The sequence below is a fragment of the Desulfobaculum senezii genome, from assembly GCF_054657395.1.
In genome coordinates, this window is the sequence record NZ_BAAHYU010000003.1 from 673,248 (window position 1) to 694,572 (window position 21,325).

22 protein-coding genes are annotated in these 21,325 nt (G+C 63.5%); 16 read left to right on the plus strand and 6 right to left on the minus strand.

All coding sequences use genetic code 11. The features are described 5' to 3' along the window. Window positions 1-1,646 precede the first annotated feature (1,646 nt). From ACYQ2T_RS12065 to ACYQ2T_RS12080, 4 genes are all read right to left on the minus strand, one after another. Window positions 1,647-4,223 carry a putative bifunctional diguanylate cyclase/phosphodiesterase gene (locus tag ACYQ2T_RS12065; protein ID WP_459900853.1) on the minus strand — a complete coding sequence of 859 codons (2,577 nt, stop codon included), beginning with the start codon at window positions 4,221-4,223 and terminating at the stop codon, window positions 1,647-1,649. 86 nt (window positions 4,224-4,309) lie between these two features. Beyond that, a complete protein-coding gene (locus ACYQ2T_RS12070) occupies window positions 4,310-4,711 on the minus strand; it encodes a hypothetical protein (protein ID WP_459900855.1) in 402 nt (133 codons plus the stop codon). A gap of 43 nt (window positions 4,712-4,754) precedes the next feature. Next, entirely contained in the window at window positions 4,755-5,093 is a 339-nt protein-coding gene (locus ACYQ2T_RS12075; RefSeq protein ID WP_459900856.1) for a hypothetical protein, read from the minus strand. Between the two features lie 563 nt (window positions 5,094-5,656). Beyond that, window positions 5,657-5,911 carry a hypothetical protein gene (locus tag ACYQ2T_RS12080; protein ID WP_404843556.1) on the minus strand — a complete coding sequence of 85 codons (255 nt, stop codon included), beginning with the start codon at window positions 5,909-5,911 and terminating at the stop codon, window positions 5,657-5,659. Window positions 5,912-6,019: 108 nt separating this feature from the next. Between ACYQ2T_RS12080 and ACYQ2T_RS12085 the strand changes: the two genes are divergently transcribed. From ACYQ2T_RS12085 to ACYQ2T_RS12160, 16 genes are all read left to right on the plus strand, one after another. Beyond that, window positions 6,020-6,484, plus strand: coding sequence for a hypothetical protein (locus ACYQ2T_RS12085; RefSeq protein WP_459900858.1), 465 nt, complete (start codon window positions 6,020-6,022; stop codon window positions 6,482-6,484). Between the two features lie 60 nt (window positions 6,485-6,544). Continuing rightward, a complete protein-coding gene (locus ACYQ2T_RS12090) occupies window positions 6,545-6,976 on the plus strand; it encodes a DUF5675 family protein (protein ID WP_459900859.1) in 432 nt (143 codons plus the stop codon). A gap of 600 nt (window positions 6,977-7,576) precedes the next feature. Next, a complete protein-coding gene (locus ACYQ2T_RS12095) occupies window positions 7,577-7,996 on the plus strand; it encodes a terminase small subunit (protein WP_459900861.1) in 420 nt (139 codons plus the stop codon). Next, complete coding sequence (locus ACYQ2T_RS12100) at window positions 7,993-9,525, plus strand: terminase large subunit (RefSeq protein WP_459900863.1); 1,533 nt, start codon at window positions 7,993-7,995, stop codon at window positions 9,523-9,525. The genes ACYQ2T_RS12095 and ACYQ2T_RS12100 overlap by 4 nt, the downstream gene beginning before the upstream one ends. Window positions 9,526-9,563: 38 nt before the next feature. Then, window positions 9,564-9,785, plus strand: a complete 222-nt coding sequence (locus ACYQ2T_RS12105) for a hypothetical protein (protein WP_404843551.1) — start codon at window positions 9,564-9,566, stop codon at window positions 9,783-9,785. 2 nt (window positions 9,786-9,787) lie between these two features. Next, complete coding sequence (locus ACYQ2T_RS12110) at window positions 9,788-11,515, plus strand: portal protein (RefSeq protein ID WP_459900865.1); 1,728 nt, start codon at window positions 9,788-9,790, stop codon at window positions 11,513-11,515. Further along, complete coding sequence (locus ACYQ2T_RS12115; protein WP_404843549.1) at window positions 11,512-11,760, plus strand: hypothetical protein; 249 nt, start codon at window positions 11,512-11,514, stop codon at window positions 11,758-11,760. The genes ACYQ2T_RS12110 and ACYQ2T_RS12115 overlap by 4 nt, the downstream gene beginning before the upstream one ends. Next, window positions 11,757-12,548 carry a hypothetical protein gene (locus ACYQ2T_RS12120; RefSeq protein ID WP_459900866.1) on the plus strand — a complete coding sequence of 264 codons (792 nt, stop codon included), beginning with the start codon at window positions 11,757-11,759 and terminating at the stop codon, window positions 12,546-12,548. The genes ACYQ2T_RS12115 and ACYQ2T_RS12120 overlap by 4 nt, the downstream gene beginning before the upstream one ends. A 79-nt stretch (window positions 12,549-12,627) precedes the next feature. After that, window positions 12,628-13,542 (plus strand): major capsid protein, encoded by a 915-nt coding sequence (locus tag ACYQ2T_RS12125; RefSeq protein ID WP_459900867.1) that lies wholly within the window; start codon window positions 12,628-12,630, stop codon window positions 13,540-13,542. Window positions 13,543-13,550: 8 nt separating this feature from the next. Beyond that, the gene (locus tag ACYQ2T_RS12130; RefSeq protein WP_459900869.1) at window positions 13,551-13,937 is read left to right on the plus strand and encodes a hypothetical protein; all 387 of its coding nucleotides are present in this window, start codon (window positions 13,551-13,553) and stop codon (window positions 13,935-13,937) included. An 83-nt stretch (window positions 13,938-14,020) separates the two neighbouring features. Next, window positions 14,021-14,353, plus strand: coding sequence for a hypothetical protein (locus tag ACYQ2T_RS12135; RefSeq protein ID WP_459900870.1), 333 nt, complete (start codon window positions 14,021-14,023; stop codon window positions 14,351-14,353). A gap of 2 nt (window positions 14,354-14,355) precedes the next feature. Then, window positions 14,356-14,916 (plus strand): phage connector family protein, encoded by a 561-nt coding sequence (locus tag ACYQ2T_RS12140; protein ID WP_459900871.1) that lies wholly within the window; start codon window positions 14,356-14,358, stop codon window positions 14,914-14,916. Beyond that, on the plus strand, window positions 14,910-17,009 hold the full coding sequence (locus ACYQ2T_RS12145) for a phage tail protein (RefSeq protein WP_459900873.1): 2,100 nt from the start codon (window positions 14,910-14,912) through the stop codon (window positions 17,007-17,009). Before ACYQ2T_RS12140 ends, ACYQ2T_RS12145 begins: the two co-directional genes overlap by 7 nt. A 1-nt stretch (window position 17,010) precedes the next feature. After that, a complete protein-coding gene (locus ACYQ2T_RS12150) occupies window positions 17,011-17,472 on the plus strand; it encodes a hypothetical protein (protein ID WP_459900874.1) in 462 nt (153 codons plus the stop codon). Continuing rightward, window positions 17,463-17,939: a hypothetical protein gene (locus ACYQ2T_RS12155; protein WP_459900876.1), complete on the plus strand. Its 477-nt coding sequence runs from the start codon at window positions 17,463-17,465 to the stop codon at window positions 17,937-17,939. Before ACYQ2T_RS12150 ends, ACYQ2T_RS12155 begins: the two co-directional genes overlap by 10 nt. Window positions 17,940-17,996: 57 nt before the next feature. Then, entirely contained in the window at window positions 17,997-19,361 is a 1,365-nt protein-coding gene (locus ACYQ2T_RS12160) for a hypothetical protein (RefSeq protein WP_459900878.1), read from the plus strand. 41 nt (window positions 19,362-19,402) lie between these two features. Here ACYQ2T_RS12160 and ACYQ2T_RS12165 read toward each other — a convergent pair whose 3' ends face one another. Both ACYQ2T_RS12165 and ACYQ2T_RS12170 read right to left on the minus strand, forming a co-directional pair. After that, the gene (locus ACYQ2T_RS12165; protein ID WP_404843539.1) at window positions 19,403-20,005 is read right to left on the minus strand and encodes a MarC family protein; all 603 of its coding nucleotides are present in this window, start codon (window positions 20,003-20,005) and stop codon (window positions 19,403-19,405) included. A gap of 512 nt (window positions 20,006-20,517) precedes the next feature. Then, complete coding sequence (locus ACYQ2T_RS12170) at window positions 20,518-21,231, minus strand: hypothetical protein (protein WP_459900879.1); 714 nt, start codon at window positions 21,229-21,231, stop codon at window positions 20,518-20,520. Window positions 21,232-21,325 lie beyond the last annotated feature (94 nt).

Here is a 21,325-nt window from a genome sequence, read left to right on the forward strand (position 1 = left end):
TATATAAATTGGAGCTACTGCAAGGCGTTAGGCATTGGAGCAGAAACACGACCAAGCCTTCCTCGGCTGGTGCCGTAAGGAATACTGGTGGCGGAATACCGTTCAGGTCTGCGGTGGCTCTTTGATTGCAAATCAGCGCATAAAAAAAGCCCCTGCGAATGGTAGTCACAGGAGCGTTCGGTGGAATTGGGTTATACCGTGTGGTATCAGCTTCTCAGCTAAACCTTGGGCGGACATTTTTAAATGGAATCATCTGGTTGAGATGGGCGAAGACGTTTGGCACTGAAAGGTGAGGGCCGCTACGGCATGCCCAGAGCATGACTCCTACTCTTCACTCTGCCCATTACAGGATGATTAGGGGGGGTATAGGAGTATGGTCCCCTAGATGTCTATCTTCTTCATAACGAAGTCCCTAGCATGTCACTAGTAGGTCCTGTTGAACCCCTTAGATAGTTTATATCTATAAGCAGTACCTAAAAAAGATTCAGTATTTCAGCTACTTACGAAGGCCATTTCGGGGATTCCGAGGGTCCGAGGGGTCGAGGGGGAGGGGGAAGGGAGAAGTTTTGGAGGGAATTCGTCGGGATTGTATCTCGCTTGCCCAAAATTCACGGTGACGCCACATCGCATGCAAGGCTATGCAGGGCTACACTGGGGACGCCCCATGAAGCCCTACTCGACTTCGTAGTGCCATAAGCAGTACCTAAAAAATGTTCCTGCTTTGAAAGGGACTTACGAAAGCCCAAAACCTGCCCCAACAAATCACACGGCGTTATTCCGAGCGAATTTCTGAGCTAACTTTTCCCAGATGACTTGTACCTCCTGATTGCTGGCAGAAGTCTAAAATTCGCCCCCTACTCCCACTCTTTGTGGAAAGAATGAGCCTCCACACGGAACGCTGGGCTGTTCGCTGAGGACATGGCGGGATTCAAGCCGGAAGTGTGAGTCGCTTAAATGTAGTGAGTCCCAAGACGTGCTGGACAAGGGGGATGCGAGATTGCTAAAGACACGTTGTACGTCACACAGGTCATACATGCCTACCGCTAGCCTCTCAATTTTGAGACAATGATTTCAGTAGGTTATGTTTCATTTAACGCAGAGGAAGGAATCTCTCCCTCTCCGCCATAGTGAACAGAACCCCCTGAAATTCAGGGGGTTTTTCTTTTTGGGCCTCCACGAAAATCCCTCCTCGTTCAGTGCGGGAGTACAAAGCCGTCTCCCAGTGGACGGGAAGGATTGCCTTCTCTGTCCTGCACTCCTCTGTCTTTTCTGCTCCGTCTGGGGCACGTCTTTTCACTTTTGCATGGCATTTTCCTGAGGCGTGACGCGGCGCATCAAGGCGCCTGACGCTGCTTTTACGTACTCTGATGTGTCTGGCAGACGCCTCCTCGTTCCCTCATGTCTGGAGTGCGCGAGCGCATGGGCGGTCCTCGGCGCTGCGTGCTGTGGGCCGTGTTTCCTGCCGTCTTCCCTCTCGTTTTTCATGAGCATTGCCTGAGCGGCTTCAACAGCCTTTTGCCCTGCGCCTCGCACCCTGGCGTGTGGTGCGTGGGCTTTTTTGTTTCTCCTTTGCGAGAGGGGGGCTGGACGCCCGGTCCGCGCGTGGATTGGACGCCGCGCGAGGGGGCAGGTGAACCACGGCGGGGCTACAGGGGAATATCGCGCAGGAAGTAGGTGGCAAGCTCGTGTTGCCGCAGAGGATGGCTGAAGTAGAACCCCTGAATTTCATCACAGCGGTTGGCGAGGAGGAAGTTGTACTGTTCCTTGGTTTCCACGCCCTCGGCGATGATGCGCTTGTTGAAGTTGCGGGCGAGGAGAATCATGGTGCCCACAAGGTCTGCGGCGCTGGAGTCTTTGGTAATCTCGCGGACAAAGCTTTGGTCGATTTTCAGGCACTGGATGGGGAGGCGGCGCAGGTAGTTGAGGGAGGAATACCCGGTGCCAAAGTCGTCAATGGCGAGGCGGATGCCCATCTCCGTAATTTCCGACAGTTTTTTGATGACGGTATCCAGGTCGCTGATGAGCATGGATTCGGTGATCTCCAGCTCCAAACAATGGGCGGGGAAGCCCGTACGCGAAAGGATGCTGTCTATTTTCTGCGCGATGCCATGCTGCTGGAATTGCTTGGGGGAGAGGTTCACGGACAATTGGAAGGGGGCGTGTCCCGCCTCGACGATGGCCTGCGCCGAGGCGCAGGCGGTTTCCAGCACGTAGTCGCCAAGGGGGACGATGAGGCCGGTCTCCTCGGCGAGGGGAATAAATTCGCCCGGACTGACGATGCCTTCGGAGCTTCTGTTCCACCGCACAAGCGCTTCGGCGCCCGTAACGGCAAGGGACATGGTGTCGTGCTTGGGTTGGTAGAGCACGAAGAATTCGTCGCGCTCAAGAGCGGTGCGCAGGCTTCCCTCCAGCGACAGACGCCGCACCACACGGGTATTCATCTCCGGTGTAAACAGACAGTAGTTGTTGCGCCCCATTTCCTTGGCCTTGTACATGGCAAGGTCCGCGTTCTTGATGAGGGTGTCCGGCGTGGCGCCATCGTTAGGGAAGAAGGAAATGCCGATGCTGGAGGTAATGAACAGCCGCCGGTCCTGAATTTGGAAGGGCGTCTCCAGCTCCTTGAGGACGCGTGCGGCCAAAAGGACGGCCTGCCGCGAGTCCTGCAAATCTTCCTGCATGATGACAAATTCGTCGCCACCAAGGCGCGAGAATGTGTCCTCGTTGCGGAGGATGGTTTTAACGCGGCGCGCCACAGCCTGCAGGAGCAAGTCGCCCGTGGAGTGCCCAAGGCTATCGTTAATGGTTTTGAAGTTATCAAGGTCGATGAAGATGACCGCCAGCAGCAGGCGGTGGCGCTTGGCGCGGGACAGGGCAAGCTGCATGCGGTCCGTCAGCAGTTGGCGGTTTGGCAGGCCTGTGAGCGCGTCGTGATAGGCCTGATGGGTGATGAGCGCTTCCTTGTGCTTGATGTCCGTAATGTCGTGGAACACGGCGGTGTAGTGGGTGGTTTCGCCGCTGTCGTTGGAGATGGCGGTGATGCTCATTTGCTGGGCGAATTCCTCACCGTCCTTACGCTGCGCCCAAAGTTCACCCGCCCAGCGGCCGTGGATGCGGATGCTGTTGAACAGGTCGCGGTAGAAGGCGTCGTCGTGCAGGCGGCAGCGGAAATTGGTGACCAGTTGCCCCAGAATTTCCTGTGCGGAGTAGCCGGTAATGCTTGTGAACGCGGGATTGACGGCGGCAATGGTCCCGTCGCGGTTGATAAGGGCAATGCCCTCCAGCGTGCTTTCGAAAATCTTTTCATACAGGGGCAGGCGGCAGGTGGCGTTGTCGCTGTGGATAACGCCCACATCGCCGGTGCTAAGGCGGAAAATGTACGCGGGATGGGTGCCGGTATCCGTGGTGAAGGACGTCATGAGGGGCAGGCCGTTTTCCCATACCTCGCGGATGCGCGCCTCCAGGTCGAGTGCGGCTCCGGAGGGGCCGCTGTCCATGCTGGACGATGCGCACAGCAGATGCGCGGTTTCCGGGGCGTCCGGGGAAAAGAATGTGGCTCCGCCGTCGTTGGTGGTGAAGACGGTGATGACTCTATTCGTCCCCAGTTTCAGGGAGGAAAGGAATGGGTTATCCGTGGTTTCGGCAATGGTGGTGCGCCGGTGTTGCTCCATGTCGCTCTCTGTTGGGGCGGCTTCCGGCTTGTCCGGCACCTTGGGCGCGTTGGAGGAGCGCTCCGGTGGCCGCAGCAGGGAAAAAAGCGCTAGCCCAACGGCCAAGAGTGTTGCAGAGGCGAGAAAGAGGGGGACAACCGCGCGGCGAAGTGGCGCCGTGGGCTCTGGGGCGCCTGCGGCAAGGGCGCTTTGTGCTTGGCTGATGAGCCGGCGGTAACGAGCTCTGGGGAGCGGGTGAAGCACCGGATTCGTTTCGCTTTGGGCGAGCAGTGTGGATATCTGTTGCAGTGCGTCCTTCGCCTTGGGAGGCGCTTCGGCGATGAAACGCTCCAGCTCCGTGCGCAGGGCGTGAGTGCGGTCCTGCGGCAGGGTTTCCTCGAAAGTGACGTGCTCCAATTGGGTGGTCAGGGTGAGGAGCGCCGCGTGGGAGGCAAAGCGGTGCGCCTTGTCGCGGTCAACGCTCCATGCGAAGAGTCCCGCCGCACACAGCGCAGCCGCCACACACGCCAAAAGCCCGAGAAGGCGCGCTGAGGACATGGCTGGGATGATGCGCATGGGGCAATACTCCATGAAAAGGGTGCATCCGCACAGGCGGAATCCGGCTCATCATCGTACCACGGGTGCGCGGGCACCGTCATGCATCAATGTGTATATTGTGACGGGGCGGAGCGTGAGGCGCTCTGTAGGGTGAACGTGCTTTGTATAAAGGAGGGAAGGGGGATGCCCTCAAGGGCGCGCCCCATGTCCGCCGCATGCTCCATGCGCGAGGCGCGGCGGCCGCAGGCCCGGCATACCAGCGCGTCAGCCCATGCGGGCAGGCCGGGCCGGAGGCGCATGCGCTGGTATGGGCGCGTTGGCGAACAGTCGAGGCAGTCCGGGCACGGGTAGGGGCTGGGCAGAAACAGGGGGCAGTGTTCTGCGGGGCGGCGCTTAGGGCGCGTTTCGCCGCAGGGGAGGGTGTCCACGGTGCACAGCCACAGGGCCTCAGCGTCTTCCCATGATCTGTAGGTGCAATAGCGTCTGCTGAAAATATGTGTTTTCATGTATTGACAGCTAGGCGTAAATTGCCTAGCTGTCAAGGGGTGGTTAGGCGCAGAAGTGTCGCGAGGACCGTGTGCGGTGCGTACTTGTGGGCAGCCGTTTTCCGGCTGCAGGCCTCGGGCGCAGCATGGTGCTGCGGCTGGGGGTGGCGCGGGGCTGGGTGGATTTCTCCTCTGCCGGCGGGGTTTCCTCAGCATCCCACAGGGTGGATGCAATGGAGGATGCGCGGTCGCTGAGCATGCCAGCTATGACGGCGGCGCCGGGGTGCCCGCCCCCGTCGGCGGGGGCTGTGCCCAGTGTGTCATGCAAATAGCGCAATGCGTCGGCAAGCTCGAAGAGGGACGTGATGGGATCGGTTGAGGTGGGTGAAGATGCGGTACACATACAAACTCCATATGGACAGTTGTTCGACTGATACGCGTTGCTATGGCAACGTCCTTGCTCTGTTGTGATGGCAATGGCTAACGCACTGTTCTATACCAGTCGAGCTATAAATATAAATTTACTTGTAAAATTAGAAATTTGAGTTCATATGGGGCTTTTTCTACCCTTTACTATTTTTTCTTTGTCATGCCTAGCGCCTGTGCTGTGTTCTGCTTCTTGTGTATGGCTGGAGAATAGCATGGAGTAGGCGTTGTACATGAGCAGCGCAGAGAGCGGGGACCGTGCGGCGCGAGTGGGGTGGCGCGGTATGATGGAGGGGGTGCGGGAAGAAAAATGCGTTTTGCGGAGGCTATAGTGTCATCTATTGTGCGGGTGTCGTCGCCTCCGGCGCATGATGCGTCGCAGAAAAGGTGGAGGCCCGGCACTGTGGAGGGCGTATACAGCGGGCGGGAGCGCGGCGGCGAACCGAAAACGCCGCGGCCCAGTGCCTGCCAGGTGGATGAGGATGGCCCTGGCGGGCAGCAGCAAATGAGCGGGGTGGAAAACGAGCGGAGCTCCACAGCTTAGGACACGCCGGCGACCTGCATGGCCTTCCAGCACAGGGATGGGAAATCCTGATGCACAGCCTTGGCAAGGCGGAAGGCGTCCGGCAGACGGAGTGATTGGCCGGAGTTGCGGATTTTTCGATAGGCCCCCACCGGGTCGCGCAGGTCGGGAAAAGCGGACCTCGCGATGTCGGAATGGGTGCGCCCTTGGGTCTTTCTGGCGTCCTCAATGGCGTCGAGGAAGGCGTGGGTAAAGGAGATGGCGTCTTGCATATGTGTATTTATGCAGGAAGTCGTCCATCTTGCAATAGGCGATAAACGCCTAATTGGCGGGTGTGGTGTGTTTGGAGTTAGGCAAAATGCGCCTAGCAAGGAGGCGACATGCAAAATGGTGGAAGTGGAGGGTTGCGTTTTGTCCCCGTGCCCGGCACTGGCGGCGCGTTCGAAATGTGCGCCGCAGGGCTGGTCCGGCGCTGCGAGGCGGCGGAGTCAGATGAATTGGCGTGGCAATGGCCGGTGCTTCCGGCTTCGGAGCGAGAAGCGGTGTCGTACCGGCTTCGGCTGGAGGGGGGCGGGGTGCTGACCCTGGCCGTATCGGAGGTGTTTGCGGCGTTTGGTGGCAGCATGCCGGACCCTCGGGTGTGGGTGCGCGGCGCGCGGCAGTTGGTGTGCCGCCTCAACCGCGCCCATGCCCAGAGCGTTTTGTGGCAGGAGCGCGCGCCGGAGGATGAGGACGGGGACGACGCCAATTACGCCCTGCCAGAGCATGTCATGACGGCGTGTCCGTGGGCCAGTGGCGCCATTGGCGGCGATGCGGCCGGGGCGGACCCGGTGTGCGGATTCTAGCCACAGTTCATACACAGCGCGCGGCGTGAGAAACGGGCGCCGCGAACACAGGGAGGCATCATGACAAAGCGGGATGACGGCGCAATGTGGCACACGCCCGTGGTGGAACTCATTCGGCTTGAAACCTCGGCGCAGGGGACCTTTGGCGTTGTGCGCGTGGACAAGCGGCTGTGCTGTTGCACGTTGGAGCCGCCGGAGCGCGCCAATGCGGTGAATCGGTCCTGCATCCCCGTTGGGCAGTACCTGTGCCGCAGGCGGCACAGCGCCCGGTTCGGCAATGTGTACGCCGTGCAGGATGTGCCGGGGCGCACCGGGATTGTCTTTCACGCGGGGAACACTGCGCCGGATACGGCGGGCTGCATTCTGCCCGGTGAGCGGGTGGGCCGTGTTGGCGGGGCGCGTGGGGTGCTGGCTTCACGCCGGGCGCTGGCGGCGCTGGCGCAGGCCATTGGTGAGGAAACGTTTCATTTGACCATTACCCGCGCCTACTAGCGCGCAAGGAGAGACGCCATGTATTGCCCTGATTGTGCAGGAAAGACCCGGGTGCTGCGGACCAGACACTGTGGCAATGACCTGATGTTTCGCATCCGAATCTGCCGCGTGTGCGAGCGCGTGTTTCGCACGGAGGAGCGCATGTGCACGCTCGCTGACGAGGAGCGCGCCGCCGCTGTTGATACCGCTGCGGAAAATTTGGGCTTGTGGTGCCACATGGCACATGTGCCCCACCCTGACGAACGAAGGTGCTAACAGGAGGACAGGAACGCTGAAAGGGCCTGATACGGCGGGAAAAAGGCGGAGCGCCCGCGCGGGCTGACGAAGGCATGAAAAAGCCCGGGAGCACCGCGGATGACGTAATCCAGAACGCACTTTTTTGTAATGGGGAGCTACCCCCTGCGTGCTCCCCCCGAGACGGCAAAGCCGAACGGCGGGGACGTCGCGTACTGCTTGTGTTCATTCTCAAGATCGTCACATCTCGCCTGTGTCCCAGGCACTTTCAGTATGGATGATTTTCCGGCGCGGTGCAAGTGGGGCAGGCATGGAAAACCCCATCAGGCGGGAAATTCGGAGGAAACGAAAGAATGAGGGAGAACAATGCTCACAAAGCGGCAGGAGCGTTTTGCAGCGGCGTACGCCGTGCTGGGGGACGAGGAGCAGGCCGCCGTGCAGGCCGGGTATGCGGAGCGCACCGCATCCGCCACGGGCAAGCGTCTGCTGCGGCATTCTGGGGTGGCGCAGGCCGTGACCACCATGCAGGAGGACGCGCGTATGCACGACGCGGTGACGCGGCAGTGGGTGACGGCGCGCCTGAAGGAAGTGGCGGAGCGGTGCATGCAGGCCGCCCCGGCCCCGGCAGGGCGCAGCGCGGTAGAGGGCGGCGAATACCGTTTTGACGCCTCCAACGCCAACAGAGCGCTGAGCCTGCTTGGCAAGTATTTGCAGATGTTTTCGGACAAGGCCGACCCGGCACGGACCGGCGGCACACATGAACAGCGGCTGGAAGAACTGGAATGACGGAACGTGAACGCAATATTCGCAGGCGCCTGAAAACTGACTTTCCGCACTACGCAGAGCGGTGTCTGTGGGTGCGGACCAAGAGCGACGGGCTGACGCCCCTGCGGCTCAACAAGGCCCAGCGTACCCTCCACGCGCGCCTTGAGGACCAACGCCGCAGCGCAGGGCGGGTGCGGGCGCTGATTCTCAAAGGACGGCAGCAGGGGTGCTCCACCTATGTTGCGGCCCGGTATTTTTGGCGGGTGACGCACGCCCGCGGCTGTCACGCGCTGGTTATGGCGCACGAGATGGAAGCCGCGCGCGGACTGCTGGGGATGGTCAAACGCTACTACGACCATTGTCCCGCAGCAGTCCGCCCCGTCCTTGGGCACGACAACTCGCGTGAGCTCCAGTTCCCCCGCCTTGATTCCGGCTACCGCGTGGCAACGGCTGGCGCACGCGGCGCGGGCCGTTCCCAGACCATCCAGTACCTGCACGGGTCCGAGGTGGCGTTTTGGAAGAACGCCGCCGAGCACGCCGCGGGCATGCTCCAGACCGTGCCCGATGCCGAAGGGACCGAGGTGGTGCTGGAGTCCACAGCCAATGGCATGGGCGATTTTTTCCATCAGGAGTGGCAGCGGGCCGAGGCTGGGGAATCGCCGTTTATGGCGGTGTTTATCCCGTGGTTTTGGCAACCGGAATACCGCCGCGAAGTGCCCGAAGACTTTATGCCCACTGACGAGGAGCAGCAGTACCGCGCCGCCCATGGGCTGGACATGGAGCAAATCGTCTGGCGGCGCAACAAAATTGCGGAACTGCGCGATGCGGTGCTGTTCCGGCGCGAGTATCCGGCCACGGCGGCGGAGGCGTTCAGCTTTACAGGCGTGGAGCCGTTCATTGCCCCGGAGGTGGTGATGCGGGCGCGCAAGGCGGACGCCGCAGGGTGCGGCCCTGTGGTGTGCGGCGTGGACCCCGCCCGCTTTGGCAATGACGCCACGGGCGTAATGTTCCGGCAGGGGCGCTTGGCCTTTGGCCAGCGGCGGCTGGTGCGGCGCGACACCATGCAGGTGGCCGGGGAGTGCGTACGCATCCTTGAGAGTGAACGCCCCTACGTGGCGCGGCTGTTTGTGGATGCTGGCGGGCTGGGCGCTGGGGTGGTGGACCGCCTGCGCGAGATGGGCCTGAGCGGCCGCGTCAGCGCAGTGAATTTTGGCAGCCGGGCCAACAGGCCGGAGCGCTACGCCAACAGACGCGCGGAGATGTGGGGCTTGATGCGGCAGTGGCTGGGGGACGCCGCGCAGGCGGACATTCCCGATGATGACGCCCTGCACGCGGACATCGTGGCCCCGTCGTATTCCTACGACAGCTCCGGGCGGCTTGTTCTGGAGTCCAAGGACGACATGAAACGGCGCGGCCTGCGCAGTCCCGACCTTGCCGACGCATTGGCTCTGACTTTTGCCCACCCCGTGCGCGGGGGCGGCATGCGCCAGCGCTACGCCGAGGTTGGCGAAAGCGGCATGCAGAGCGCCATGCAGACCCACGCCTGCTGAAGCGGGCATCACCACGACAGTACAAGGAGGAACGCAGCATGGGTGGAGTGATTTTTTCCAAACCGTCCAAACCGGACTTGCCGCCACCGCCCCCGCCACCGGAGGAGCCGGACACCGCGGAACTGGAGGCGCAAAAGCGCCTTGAGGCCGCGCGGCGGCGCGAAGCAGAGCGCCGCAGGCGCGCTTCGGCATCCACAATCGCCACCAGCGCAACGGGTGACAGCTCGTCCGCGCGGGTGCGCAAGACCACGCTGGGGTGAGCATGCAGACACAACGCGACACGCTGGCCGCCCCATCCCGGAGCGCACCAGAACGCGGCGGCGCACAGCGCGAAACTGCGCGGGAAGTGCTGCGGCGCTTTGACGCCGCGCGGCAGGCGCGCCAGCCCTTTGATCCCGTGTGGGAGGACGTCGCCACCTTTATGGGGCCGGAGTACGCGGGTTTTTCCGGCAGTGAGCCGCAAATCCGCCGCCGCCCCGAAATCGTGGACGCCACGGCAACGCGCGCGGCGGGCGTCTTTGCTGCGGGCATGCTCTCCGGCGCGTGTTCCCCGGCGCAGCGGTGGTTTTCGCTGGAGCTGGACGACCCCGATGTTGCGGACCGTCCGGACGTGCGGACGTGGCTGCAGGATGTGGAGGACGCCTTTTACGCGGCGCTTGCCGAGGGCGGCTTCTACCGCGAGCAGGCGCTAGCCTACCACCAGTCCGGTCTCTTCGGCTGGCAGTGCATGTATTTGGACGAGGGCGCAGACGGCGGGGTGCGCTTTAAGGCGCTGCCCCTGTCGGAGGTGTTCATTGAGGAAAACGCGCAGGGCGTGGTGGATACGGTGTTCCGCCGCTTCACCCTGACTGCGCGGGATGCGGCGTCGCGCTGGGGGCTGGAGAATATGCCGGACACCGTGCGCCGCGCGGCGCAGGAGGTGCGGCGGCAGGGCGAGCGGTTTGATTTCCTGCATGCGGTGTTTCCGCGCGGCAGCGCCGCGTCGGGCAACGCAGGCGGGGCGCTGCCCTTTGCGTCAGTCTATATGGAGCTTGGCTCCCGGAACATCGTGTCCACCGGCGGCTATGAGGAATTGCCCTACATCGTCGCCCGCTACCACCGCCTGCCGGGCACCGCCTATTCCACCAGTCCGGGCACGGAAGCCCTTGCCGACGTGAAGATGCTCAATGAGATGAAGCGCCTCATCCTTGAGGCTGGTCAGTTGGCCGTTGCTCCGCCCTATCTGGTGCCGGACGACGGGTTCGTGGGCCGCTTCTCCTTTGAGCCGCGGGCCATGAACTACTACCGCCGCGCCGAGGGCAACAGCCTTGCGGACTTTGGCCCACTCTCCGTTGGCGGCGACCCGCGCTTTTCGTGGGAACTCATGCAGGCCACGCGAAAGGACATCGACGCGGCGTTCTTTGTGGACCTGTTCCTGACCATCCGCTCCCGCAGCAGCGCCGGGGCCACGCCCACCGCGCGGGAGGTGGCGGAGCTTGCCAGCGAGCGCATGTTCCTGCTGGGGCCGCTGCTCGTCAATCAGCAGCAGGAGAACTTCGGCAGGTTGTTCGACAGGCTCCACAGGCTCTTGGAGCGGCGCGGTGAACTGCCGCCCCCGCCCCCGGAACTTGTGGGACGGCGGCTGCACGCGGAGTACGTCAGCCCGCTGATGCTGGCCCAGAAGGAGGGCCGCGCCCAGACCGTGCTGCAAACCTACGCGGATGCCGGACAGCTGGCCGCGGTTGCGCCCGAGGTGCTGGATAACTTCGATCACGACGAGAACCTGCGGCGGCTCATGGAAAGCCGGGGCTTCCCGCAACGGGGCATCCGCTCCCGCGCGGCGGTGCGCCGGGTGCGGCGAGAGCGCGACGAAAACACCGCCAAACTCGCCATGAAGGAGCAGCTGTCGGAACTGCGCGAGGCCGCGAAGGTCTTTCCGGACCTTGCCAGCGCGCCTGAGGAGGGCAGCCCGGCCAAGGCGCTGCTCACGGGTATGGAGGACGCCACATGACCCTGGACGGCATGACGGAACAGGACATTGCAGCGCATGTACGTGCGGCGCTTGGGACGCCCTCGGGCCGCGTCTTGCGGGAGGTGCTGCGTACCCACTGTTTTATGGCGCCCACCGGAGCGCCAACGGACTGGCACAGCGGCGAACAGGTGGCCTTCCGCTACGGCCGCATGACGCTTTTTCAACTTCTCGAATTTCTTGAAACCGCACAGGACACTGCTGCGAAAGGAGCTGACGGACCATGAATATGGAAGCCTCCCCCGCCCCCGAGACCGGAAACGGCATTGAGACACCTTCCACACCGGCTCACTGGATAGAGGATGTCATTCCCGAGGACGCCGCCATTGATGTGGACGGCCACAACGTGCCCCTGCGCGAGCATCCGAGCCTGCGGGAGTTCAAGTCCCCGGCGGATATGGCGCGCTCGCTTCTGCATGCGCGTTCTCTGGTGGGGCGCAAGACCATTGGTCTGACGCCGCCCAGCGAGGACGCCACCGATGAGGAGCAGGCCGCCTTTGATGCCCAGCTGCGCAAGATGGTGGGCGTGCCCGAAGCCCCGGAAGGCTACGAACTGGATATGCCCGAAGGCGTAGAGGCGGACGGGACCTTTGTGGATTGGTTCCGCGCGTCCGCCCACGAGCTTGGCCTGTCGCCCCAGCAGGCGCAGGGCCTGGCCGACCGCTACAACGCTCTTGTGTCGCAGTTTGCCGAGGGCGACGAGGCCATGGCCGGAGCGCGCCGCGAGCAGACAGGCCAGCAGCTGCGCCAGTTGTGGGGCGAGCAGACGGACAGAAACCTTGACGTAGCGCGGCGCGGATTTGGGCGCGTTGCCGAGCAGGCGGGCCTGACGCAGGACGAGGCGCGCGGCGTGCTTGACGCCTTTGGCGACAATGCCGCCATGGTGCGCCTGTTCCACAGCGTGGGAATGGCCTTCACGGAGGACACATGGGCGGCGGGCAATGGTGGTCCGCAGGGCCGCCGCCCCACCATGTCCACGGAACGGTTCTTCGCCGAAGAGGTCTTCGGCGGCTGACCGGGGCGGCCCGGAGACGCTTCCGGGCCGATGAACACGGGGGCCAAGCCCCAACAGACGTGCGAAAGGAGCACATTTCATGAGCATTACCGGAACACTGCGCGAGATTTCGGCGGCCTACGCCAAAAAGCAGCCCAAGCAGGTGGACTGGCTGACCGAGGAGACTCCCGTCCTTGACGTGATTCCCTTTGAGGAAGCCTCCCACGCCCTGTGGAACGTGTATGAGGAAGTGGCGGAAGTCTCCGGCGGCGGCTTTGTGGATATGGACGCGCCGCTGGACTCCATTGATGTGGATTCCCGCCTGCGCAAGGTGGACCTCTCCATCATGGGCGCCAAGATGTTTTGCCCGGAGGACAAGGCCCGCGCCTTTGGCGGCAGGGACAAGTACTTCGCCAAAAAAACCCCCAAGGCCCTGCGCAAGCTGGGTGTGGATGCGGAAAAAGCCATCATCTACAGGAACCTGCGCCAGTTTGCCCTGGACAATAACGCCCTAATCAATGCCGGCGGCTCCTCTGGCGGGTGCTGGTCCATCCTTGCGGTGCGTTTCGTCTCCGGCGAGACCACCGGCCTCTACAGCCCCGTGGGCTTCAAGCAGGGCGGCCTGCTGAATGTGACCGCCATCAACAACGGCGGCCTGTACGAGAACGAAAACGGCATCCTTGGCTACGGCGTGCGCTACAAGGGCTACTTCGGCATGCAGGTGGCCAACCCCAACACCGTGGCGGGCCTTGTGAACATCACCGAGGACAAAAAGCCCACCGCCGTGATGGTGGATAATCTGCTGGACATGGTCCGCGCCCAGAAGGGCACCTTCCTGTTCTGTCACCGCAAGGTGCTGTCCATCCTCGCCGAGGCGGGCAAGGGCGCAGCCTTCCAGATGGCCCCCAGCGACCGCAATGTGGACCGCCGCATCGCCGAATGGAATGGCGTGCCCATCATCACCAGCTACAACTTCGAGGACGCGACCGAGCAGAGCGTCACGGTCAAGAAATAGGAGGACGCATGTACACGCAGACCCTGAAGATGCACGACGGCTATCTGGCGAAGGATATGCCCCTGCCCAAGGACACCACGGCCAACGGCAACGGCACGCCGCAGGACTACTCCGGCACCCTGGGCGCGGCGCAGGTGGTGGTGGAGGCCGCCTCCGAAATTGCCCTTGCCGAGGGCAAAACACTGACGGTGAAGCTGCTGCATGGCGGCAGCATGCCTGAGGAGCTGGGCACCGTGTGCACGGTGTATGGGGGCGCGCCCATTGGCGCTGGTGAAGTGCTGGGCCGTTTTGCCGTCCCCACGGATGCGCAGCCCGGTGTGAAGGCGCTGGTGCAGACCTCGGACCCGTCCGCCAGCGGCTCCATTTCCATCTACGGTGAATATCTGGCCCGATAGCGGGCGCAGGGCGGGCCGCCACGTGTGGCCCGCCCATACGACGACGCAGCCCCGCCGCCATGTGGCGGGAAGGAGAACGACATATGCAGTTCAGACGCTTGGATGATGCGGCAGGTCCGGGTCAGCGGCAGGGTGAGCAGGGCGGCGCGCCCCGGCAGGGTGCGGAGCGTTCCGCCCGTTTGATGCTGGACGCCACGGCCCTGCGCCGCCTTGGCGTGGAAGAGGCCCCCGCCCCCGGTGATGTGTTTGCCCTTGCGGCGCGGGCCACAGCGGGCGAGCCGCAGGGCCATGGCGATGGGCGCGGCGGCGTGACCTTCGCCCTAGAGGTCACCCGCCTGACCCCGCAAAACAGCGGGCGCCCGGAGCGCGACGAGGACGAGGACTTCTTCCGCGGCGTGTTTGACGGAGGGATGTAGCCGTGCCTGCGCGGATTTTGTCCGCGGCCCTCATCGAATTGGGTGAGGACCGCATCACATCGGCGGATCAGGATACGGAGCGCGCCCGCATCGTCTCGGCCCTCTATGAGGAGGAGCGGGACGCCCTGCTGGAGGAGCATCCGTGGAACTTCGCCATCGCCCGGGCCGAACTGGCCCGGGCGGCCGAAGGGCCGGGCTTTGGGTACGGCAGGGCCTATGTGCTGCCGCCGGATTGCCTGTACGTCATGGAGGTGCAGCCGGATGTGCCCTTTAGCATTGAAGGGCGCGCCCTGCTGGCCGACAGCGGGACCATGAAGGTGCGCTACGTGCGCCGGGTGACCCGCGTCAGCGAAATGCCGCCCACCTTCCGGGTGGCGCTGGCGACGCGCATTGCCGCCCACGCGGCCAAGAAGATTACCGGCTCCTCGGCGGAGAAGGAGCGCATGGAGGACCTGTACCGCCAGCGTCTGCGTACGGCCAAAAGCCGCGATGCGCAGGGTGGCGGGCGCCCCGTCACGCGCCGCCCGGACGGTTTCATCACTGCGCGGGGCGCGTCATGCTAACGGCAACCCCCATCATCAACGCCTTCACCGCGGGCGAACTCTCCGCGCATATGGATGGCAGAACGGACCATGAAAAGTACTATTCCGGCTGCCGCAGGCTGGAGAACTTCATCCCCCGTCCCCACGGCAGTGTGTTCCGCAGGCCGGGCACGCGGTTTGTGGCTCCTGCCAAGCACGCGGACCGTCCGGCGCGGCTTATCCCCTTTGACTTCAACGCCACCCAGTCCCAGAGCTACGTTCTGGAGCTTGGTGACAAGTATATGCGGTTCTACACCGACGGCGGCGTCATCCTTGGCGAGGACAATGCGCCCTACGAAATTGCAACCCCGTGGACGCAGGACCAGATTCATGACGTGAATGTGGCCCAGAGTGCGGATGTGCTCTATCTGGTGCATCCGCACGTGCGTCCGCACAAGCTCACGCGCCACGGGCATGACGATTGGACCATTGCGCCGCTGGAGTTTCACGCTCCGGGCTGGGACATCGACATCTACGAAGGCGAATTGTGCGGCGGCAAGGGGTTTCAGGGCGATACCTTTACCCTGCCCGAAGGGGCGCTGTTTGAGTGCTGTTGGCTGCTCAGGCGCGTTGCGTTCACGGTGACCTACTGGTTCAAGTACATCGGCACGCGGCAGTTTGATGCGCTGGATGGGGAACTCAAGGTGACCTTCAAGGACTCCCCAAACGAGGATGCCGACGACGAAATTGAAAGCATTTACGCCAACGACAAGCTGCAAACCAAGTACTGGAAGGAAATCTCCAAGGGCCACACCATGCCTGAGGCGTGGAAGGATGGCTGCTGGCCGTCGTGCATTGGCTTCTATGAGGACCGGCTTGTGCTGGCGGCCACGCCCGAAGCCCCGCTGACGCTGTGGCTGTCGCGCACCGGCGAGTACGAGGACTTTCGCCTGAATACCAGCCTCTTTGACCATGGCATTCAGGGCGAGCCCCTTGACGATGACGCCATTGAAATCACGTTGTCCGGCTCCCGCGTCAATCCCATCCGATGGCTGATGGATCAGGAGCATCTGCTGGTGGGGACCAATGCCTCGGAGGTGAAGGTCTGGTCCGGCGTTGAGGGCGAAGGCATGACCCCCGCCAAGTGCCAGCGCAAGCGTCAGTCCGCCCACGGCAGTGCGTCCATGCCCGCCCAGCTCATCTCCAACGCCGTGCTCTATGTGACCCGCTCCGGGCGCAAAATCCGTGAAATGACCTTTGATTACGCGTCCTTTAGCTACGCCGCGCCGGAGCTGACGCTGCTTGCGGAGCACGCCACAGGTCCGGGGCTGTGCGAGATGGACTACGCCCGCGAGCCTGACGGGGTGCTGTGGTGTGTGCGCAGTGACGGCGCGCTGGTGGGGTGCACCTACCTGAGCGAGGAAAATGTGCGCGCATGGCACCGGCATCCCCTAGGCGGGGACGGGCGTGTGGAGTCCGTGGCCGTCATCCCCGGCGCGTGGGGCGACGAGGTGTGGCTGCTTGTGCGGCGCACGGTTGCTGGGCAGGTTTGCCGCTATGTGGAGCGTATGGACCCGGGCTTTGCCGCTCACGGCGCGCCCGATGCCAGCGAAGCCTTCTTTGTGGACTGCGGCCTGTCCTACTCGGGCGAGGCTGTGGACCATGTGGACGGCCTGTCCCATCTGGAGGGCGAGAGCGTTCAGGTGCTGGCCGATGGCTGCGTGCTTGGTGAGCGCGTGGTGCGCGGCGGCGGTGTGGACCTGCACCGCAATGCGCGGCGGGTGCACGTTGGGCTGGGCTATTCCAGCGTGTTGCAGCCCATGCGGCTGGAGGTTGGCGCCGGGGGCGGCACCTCGCAGACCAAGCGCAAGCGCGTGATGGGCGTGACCCTGCGCTTTTTGGAAACCGTGGGCGGGCGTGTGTGCTCCGGCGACGACCGTGAAGGCCGCTACGAGACCATCCTCTCCCATGTGCATGATGTGCGCGCTGGCGTGGCTCCTGGGCTGTACTCCGGCGATAGGTTGGTGCGGCTGTCCGGCGGGTTTGACCGCGACGGGCTGTTTACGGTGCGGCAGGACGACCCCTTGCCCATGACGCTCATCTGCTGCGTGCCTGAAGTGGTGGGAGGAAACTGATATGCGGCTGGAGATTGTTCCCTTTGTCCCTGAGCATGCGGCGCGCATCCGGCTGCGGCCCTTGGATGCACTGGGGCTGGAGGGCGCGCCTGGCGCGGCGGACCCATTGGAGACGGGGCGGATGTATGCGGCCAGCGGTCCGGCCTTTAGCGGACTATGGCAGGGGCGCGTTGTGGCGAGTGCGGGCATTGTGGTGTCGCGCCCGGGCCTTGGCGATTGCTGGGCGCTGACCAGCCCGCAGACCCCGCGCTTTGCCCTGTCCTTTCAGCGGGCGGTGGTGCTTATGTTGCCGCGCCTTGTGGCCGAGGCGGAGATTGAGCGCCTGCAGGCCCTTGTGGTGAGGGGCCACGCCACCAGTTGCCGCTGGCTGTCGCGGCTGGGCTTTCGGCGCGAGGGACTGCTCCGGCGGCTGTACGGCGGCAGGGACTATTACATTTATGGGAGGATAGAGACATGTCAGTGATGCTCCCCGTGGCGGCAATTGCCGGACTGCAGGCAACATCCACTTGGACGCAAATCAAGAGCGCCCAGCAAAGTGAGCGGCTGGCCAAACAGCAGGCTGAAAATGCCCGCATTGCCGGGGAATACGAAGCAAAGCGCATCAAGGGGCAGGCAAAGCACAACGCGCTGAGAATGCGCGACGCGTCCCAGCGCGCGGCGGCGCAGAGCATGGTGGATTATGGCGTTCACGGCCTTGATGCCTCGGGTGGTTCCGCCGTGGAGGTGCTGTCCGGACAGGCTGCGGCCCATGAGCGCAGCATGCTCGATATGGAGCGTGACGCCGAATACCGCGCCCGGCAGGCGCGCTACGGCGGCATGTACTCGGCTGGGCAGTACGACCTGCGCGCCGATGCGGCGCGCCAGCGCCAAGGCAGTATTATCCGTGGCAAGATGATTGGCCTTGGCTCGTCCCTGCTTGCGGCCAGATAGCGCGAATCCAGCGCCACTGTGGCGCAAGACATGAGCAACGTATAGGAAGGTGCCGATATGGCGGAGATTGCACAGAGGGCCGCGCACGGCGAACGCCCGCTTGAGCAGGTGGCGACGCAGGACATGGAGCGGTTGGATGAATTCCGCGCCGTGGACGATGAAGCCTCGCGCCGGGTGGATGTGGAGCGCGACGTGGTGCGCATTGTGTCCGAAGCGGCGGAAAAGGGCGACATCGACGGCGCGTGGGACGCCCTTGAAACCTACCACGATGACGTGGTGGCCGATGAGGGCACGGACCCGCGAATCCGCGAGCGTCTTGGGCGGTATTGCCGCTATCAGGCGCGGCGCGTTATGGCGCTGAACCGTCAGCGGTCCATTGCGCGGGAGCGGGAGGACCGCGTGGAGCGCCTTGGGACAGATTTGCGCTTTTATGTGGAAGCCGTGGAGCAGGGCGAGATGGCGGTGGAAACCGCTGAAGCCGGTTTGCGCGAGCGCCTTGACGCCGCGCGTCCGTGGCTCCGGAGTGGCGAGGTGGAGCGGCTTTCGGCGTCCTTTCAGCAGCAGCTCTCCGTCAGCCGCCTGCGCCACGGTATAGTGGCTTCATCCGGCGCGGTGGAGGATGAGCAGGCCCTTGCCAGCCTGCCCGAGGCTGAAGCGGCGGGGCTTCGCGCCCTTGCCCAGCGGCTGAGCTTTGACGCCCTGGTGCATCATGTGGTGGCCCTTGTGGAGCAGGATGCCACAGGCGCGGACGGAGAGGTGGACTATGACGCCGCGTTGGAGGCTCTGGAACCGTCGTCGGCGCTTCGTGCGCAGGGGATTGACGACACCTGCGCCCAGCGCGCCGCGTCCCGCGTGCGATCGCGGCGGGCGGCGGCGGAGCGGGTGGCCCTTGCCCAGCGCGAGGCCGCGCGGGTGGCGGCCATTGAACAGATGATGACGGCTTATGAGCAGGGCGACTGTGCCGCGGCGTTTGCGGCGGTGGATGACGCGCGCGGCGTCTTTGGCGAGGAGGAATACACAACCCTTCTGGACGTGCTGGAGGAAGAGCAGTGGACCACGTATCCCGGGTCCATGGTGCGCGGGGTGCTGCTGTGCCTGCGCGGCGAGTGGCGCAAGTCGCAGATGCTGTGGTGCGTTGGCACCATATACAGCGCGGACGACGCCCGGCGCATTGCGGGGGTCTTTGCCCTGGCGCAGAAGCCGTGGAGCGTGCTTCTTATGCGCGGGGTGGAGCGTGTGGACGCCGCCTTTGGCGCGGACGAAACCGGGCGGAAGCTGGCGGACGCGGCAACGCGTGATATGTTGGCGCGGCTGGACGTGTGCGGCGCGAAGGCGGAAGCGGCCTTTGACGCGCTGACGCCGGGGAGTCCCGGATACCTTATGGAGCGCATCATCAGCGCGTACGGCGGCACAGCCGCCTGATGAAAAAAGCGCCCCGGCCGAAAGGCTGGGGCGCTTTTGCGTTACTGCATGAAATTTTTAATGCCTGTGAAGACGATTTGCGCGGCGAGGGCCGCCAGCACAAGGCCCGAGAGCTTGGTGAGGATTTCAATCCCCACATTGCCAAGGGCGCGCTTGATGCGCGAGGCCATAAAGAGAATCACGCCAAGGCACACCACCGCGGCGGACATGGCGGCAAAGCCGATGGCCTTTTCCAGCGAGGAGCCAAGCCCAGCGCCCATAACCATCATAACACCCACCGTGGCGGGGCCGACGGCGATGGGGATGGCAAGGGGCACAACGCTGATGTCGCCTTCGCCGGGGTCAACCTTGTCGTCCTTCTTTTTGTCCTTGTTGCCCTGCACCAGTGCGACAGCGGACAAAAACAGCAGTGCGCCAGCGCCAATGCGGAAGCTATCCAGCGTAATACCCAGAATCCGGAACAGCGGGTTGCCGAAAAAGAAGATGATGCCGCACAGCACAATGGTGGAGATGGTGGTGCGGATGGCGATGCCGTGCTGCTCCTGCTTGGTCATGCCCTTGGTGAGGGCAAGGAACATGGACAGCACAAAAAAGGGGGCCAGCACGAAGAAAAACTTCGTGAAGATGTTGATGAAGAGACTCATTCCCATACCTCATGCGAAAAAAAGGAAGTAGCGCGGCCCCGGCGCAGTGTTGCGGGTGCGGCGGGGCCGATGTGTGTCAAGGCGCGCTCACTACTGCCTTGATGCCCTCCGCGTCAACAACAATGTGCGGATGCCGGGGCGCCGCCGCAGGATAATGCGCAGAAGGGCGAATGGAACGGCTTGAGATGCCACAGCATTTTGTATGATTCGCATAAGGAGAAAGATGCAGAGACGTGTGAAGGAATGGCTGGGGGACAGGGAACGCAGAGTGATGCGCGGGGCGGTGGGAAAAGAGTGATTGATGTGACGGTGGCATCGGGGGCAGTACGCCGGGCGGGGCGGTGGACGAAGGAGAGAGGCCGGGAGTGTTGTGCTGGTGGCGCGCGGCGCAGAGTGGGCGCACAGTGGGCGGAGAACACTCCGGCGGGAGCGCATGGCGCAGCGTGCAAAGGGACATTGAAACGGGGCGTTGGTTCGCTGGGCAGATGACGACTGGGCGTGCGCGAAACGGCTTACACCGGGGCTTCGGCTCCGGTAACGTGTAGGGCGCGGCGGTAGCGCAGGCGCAGACGCAGGCCGTCGGCTTGGGCTTCCATCTGGGCGCTGTGGATGAGGCGGCGGTCTTCGGCAAGTTCGGCGAGAATGCGGCAGTGCGGGGCGTCTGGCGGGGCGTTCCAGCCAAGGGCGAGGGTGAGGGGGAGGTCTTCGGGCGGCAGGGAAAAGGCGCGGTCGCCAACGGCGGTGCTGGCCATGTCCATGGTGCACCACGAACTGCGCAAAATGGGGCTGGTGAGGATATAGCGCCGGGGTGGACCGGGGAGTTTGCGGATTTCTATATGACCTTGGGGGAAGGGGAAAAAGCGCAGAAAGTCGAACCGGGGCGGACGGGGAAAGCCTGTTGAGGGAATGGGGGGCGAGGCGGCCAGCGCGGCGGCAAAGCGCTTGGCGATGAGGGTGAGCAGGCTTTCGGGCAGGGGCGAGTCCACACCGGAGACAAGATGCCATGCCCATGCGTGACAGCGTTCCTCGTGGGTGGTGAGGTCCCGCAGTACCGCAGGGGTGAACGGCTTGTAGCAGTGCCGACAATGCGCCCTGATGGCGTCGTTGTACGCATTCCGCGCGGCCTTCATCACGTCGTGGAGGACAACCTGCTTCACGTCGCACAGGTAATCATCCTGTTCGTGAATGGCGACGGGGATGATTGCTTCCGCTGTGGGAATGTCCATGTGTGAAGTTGTATGGCGAAACGGGATGCATTGTCAAAAGAACAATGCATCCCGTTTCGAATTTTACAGGTTTTTTGCGGTGTTTCGTTCTGCG

What these genes read in the sequence shown, in the direction of transcription:
- ACYQ2T_RS12115 (WP_404843549.1), top strand. Translation starts at nt 11,512, where the DNA reads ATGACCCTGGACGGCATGACGGAACAGGACATTGCAGCGCATGTACGT.
- ACYQ2T_RS12160 (WP_459900878.1), top strand. Translation starts at nt 17,997, where the DNA reads ATGGCGGAGATTGCACAGAGGGCCGCGCACGGCGAACGCCCGCTTGAG.
- ACYQ2T_RS12080 (WP_404843556.1), bottom strand. Translation starts at nt 5,911, where the DNA reads ATGCAAGACGCCATCTCCTTTACCCACGCCTTCCTCGACGCCATTGAG.
- ACYQ2T_RS12150 (WP_459900874.1), top strand. Translation starts at nt 17,011, where the DNA reads ATGCGGCTGGAGATTGTTCCCTTTGTCCCTGAGCATGCGGCGCGCATC.
- ACYQ2T_RS12070 (WP_459900855.1), bottom strand. Translation starts at nt 4,711, where the DNA reads ATGAAAACACATATTTTCAGCAGACGCTATTGCACCTACAGATCATGG.
- ACYQ2T_RS12090 (WP_459900859.1), top strand. Translation starts at nt 6,545, where the DNA reads ATGACAAAGCGGGATGACGGCGCAATGTGGCACACGCCCGTGGTGGAA.
- ACYQ2T_RS12135 (WP_459900870.1), top strand. Translation starts at nt 14,021, where the DNA reads ATGCAGTTCAGACGCTTGGATGATGCGGCAGGTCCGGGTCAGCGGCAG.
- ACYQ2T_RS12065 (WP_459900853.1), bottom strand. Translation starts at nt 4,223, where the DNA reads ATGCGCATCATCCCAGCCATGTCCTCAGCGCGCCTTCTCGGGCTTTTG.
- ACYQ2T_RS12130 (WP_459900869.1), top strand. Translation starts at nt 13,551, where the DNA reads ATGTACACGCAGACCCTGAAGATGCACGACGGCTATCTGGCGAAGGAT.
- ACYQ2T_RS12125 (WP_459900867.1), top strand. Translation starts at nt 12,628, where the DNA reads ATGAGCATTACCGGAACACTGCGCGAGATTTCGGCGGCCTACGCCAAA.
- ACYQ2T_RS12145 (WP_459900873.1), top strand. Translation starts at nt 14,910, where the DNA reads ATGCTAACGGCAACCCCCATCATCAACGCCTTCACCGCGGGCGAACTC.
- ACYQ2T_RS12075 (WP_459900856.1), bottom strand. Translation starts at nt 5,093, where the DNA reads ATGTGTACCGCATCTTCACCCACCTCAACCGATCCCATCACGTCCCTC.
- ACYQ2T_RS12155 (WP_459900876.1), top strand. Translation starts at nt 17,463, where the DNA reads ATGTCAGTGATGCTCCCCGTGGCGGCAATTGCCGGACTGCAGGCAACA.
- ACYQ2T_RS12170 (WP_459900879.1), bottom strand. Translation starts at nt 21,231, where the DNA reads ATGGACATTCCCACAGCGGAAGCAATCATCCCCGTCGCCATTCACGAA.
- ACYQ2T_RS12110 (WP_459900865.1), top strand. Translation starts at nt 9,788, where the DNA reads ATGCAGACACAACGCGACACGCTGGCCGCCCCATCCCGGAGCGCACCA.
- ACYQ2T_RS12105 (WP_404843551.1), top strand. Translation starts at nt 9,564, where the DNA reads ATGGGTGGAGTGATTTTTTCCAAACCGTCCAAACCGGACTTGCCGCCA.
- ACYQ2T_RS12095 (WP_459900861.1), top strand. Translation starts at nt 7,577, where the DNA reads ATGCTCACAAAGCGGCAGGAGCGTTTTGCAGCGGCGTACGCCGTGCTG.
- ACYQ2T_RS12165 (WP_404843539.1), bottom strand. Translation starts at nt 20,005, where the DNA reads ATGAGTCTCTTCATCAACATCTTCACGAAGTTTTTCTTCGTGCTGGCC.
- ACYQ2T_RS12085 (WP_459900858.1), top strand. Translation starts at nt 6,020, where the DNA reads ATGCAAAATGGTGGAAGTGGAGGGTTGCGTTTTGTCCCCGTGCCCGGC.
- ACYQ2T_RS12100 (WP_459900863.1), top strand. Translation starts at nt 7,993, where the DNA reads ATGACGGAACGTGAACGCAATATTCGCAGGCGCCTGAAAACTGACTTT.
- ACYQ2T_RS12120 (WP_459900866.1), top strand. Translation starts at nt 11,757, where the DNA reads ATGAATATGGAAGCCTCCCCCGCCCCCGAGACCGGAAACGGCATTGAG.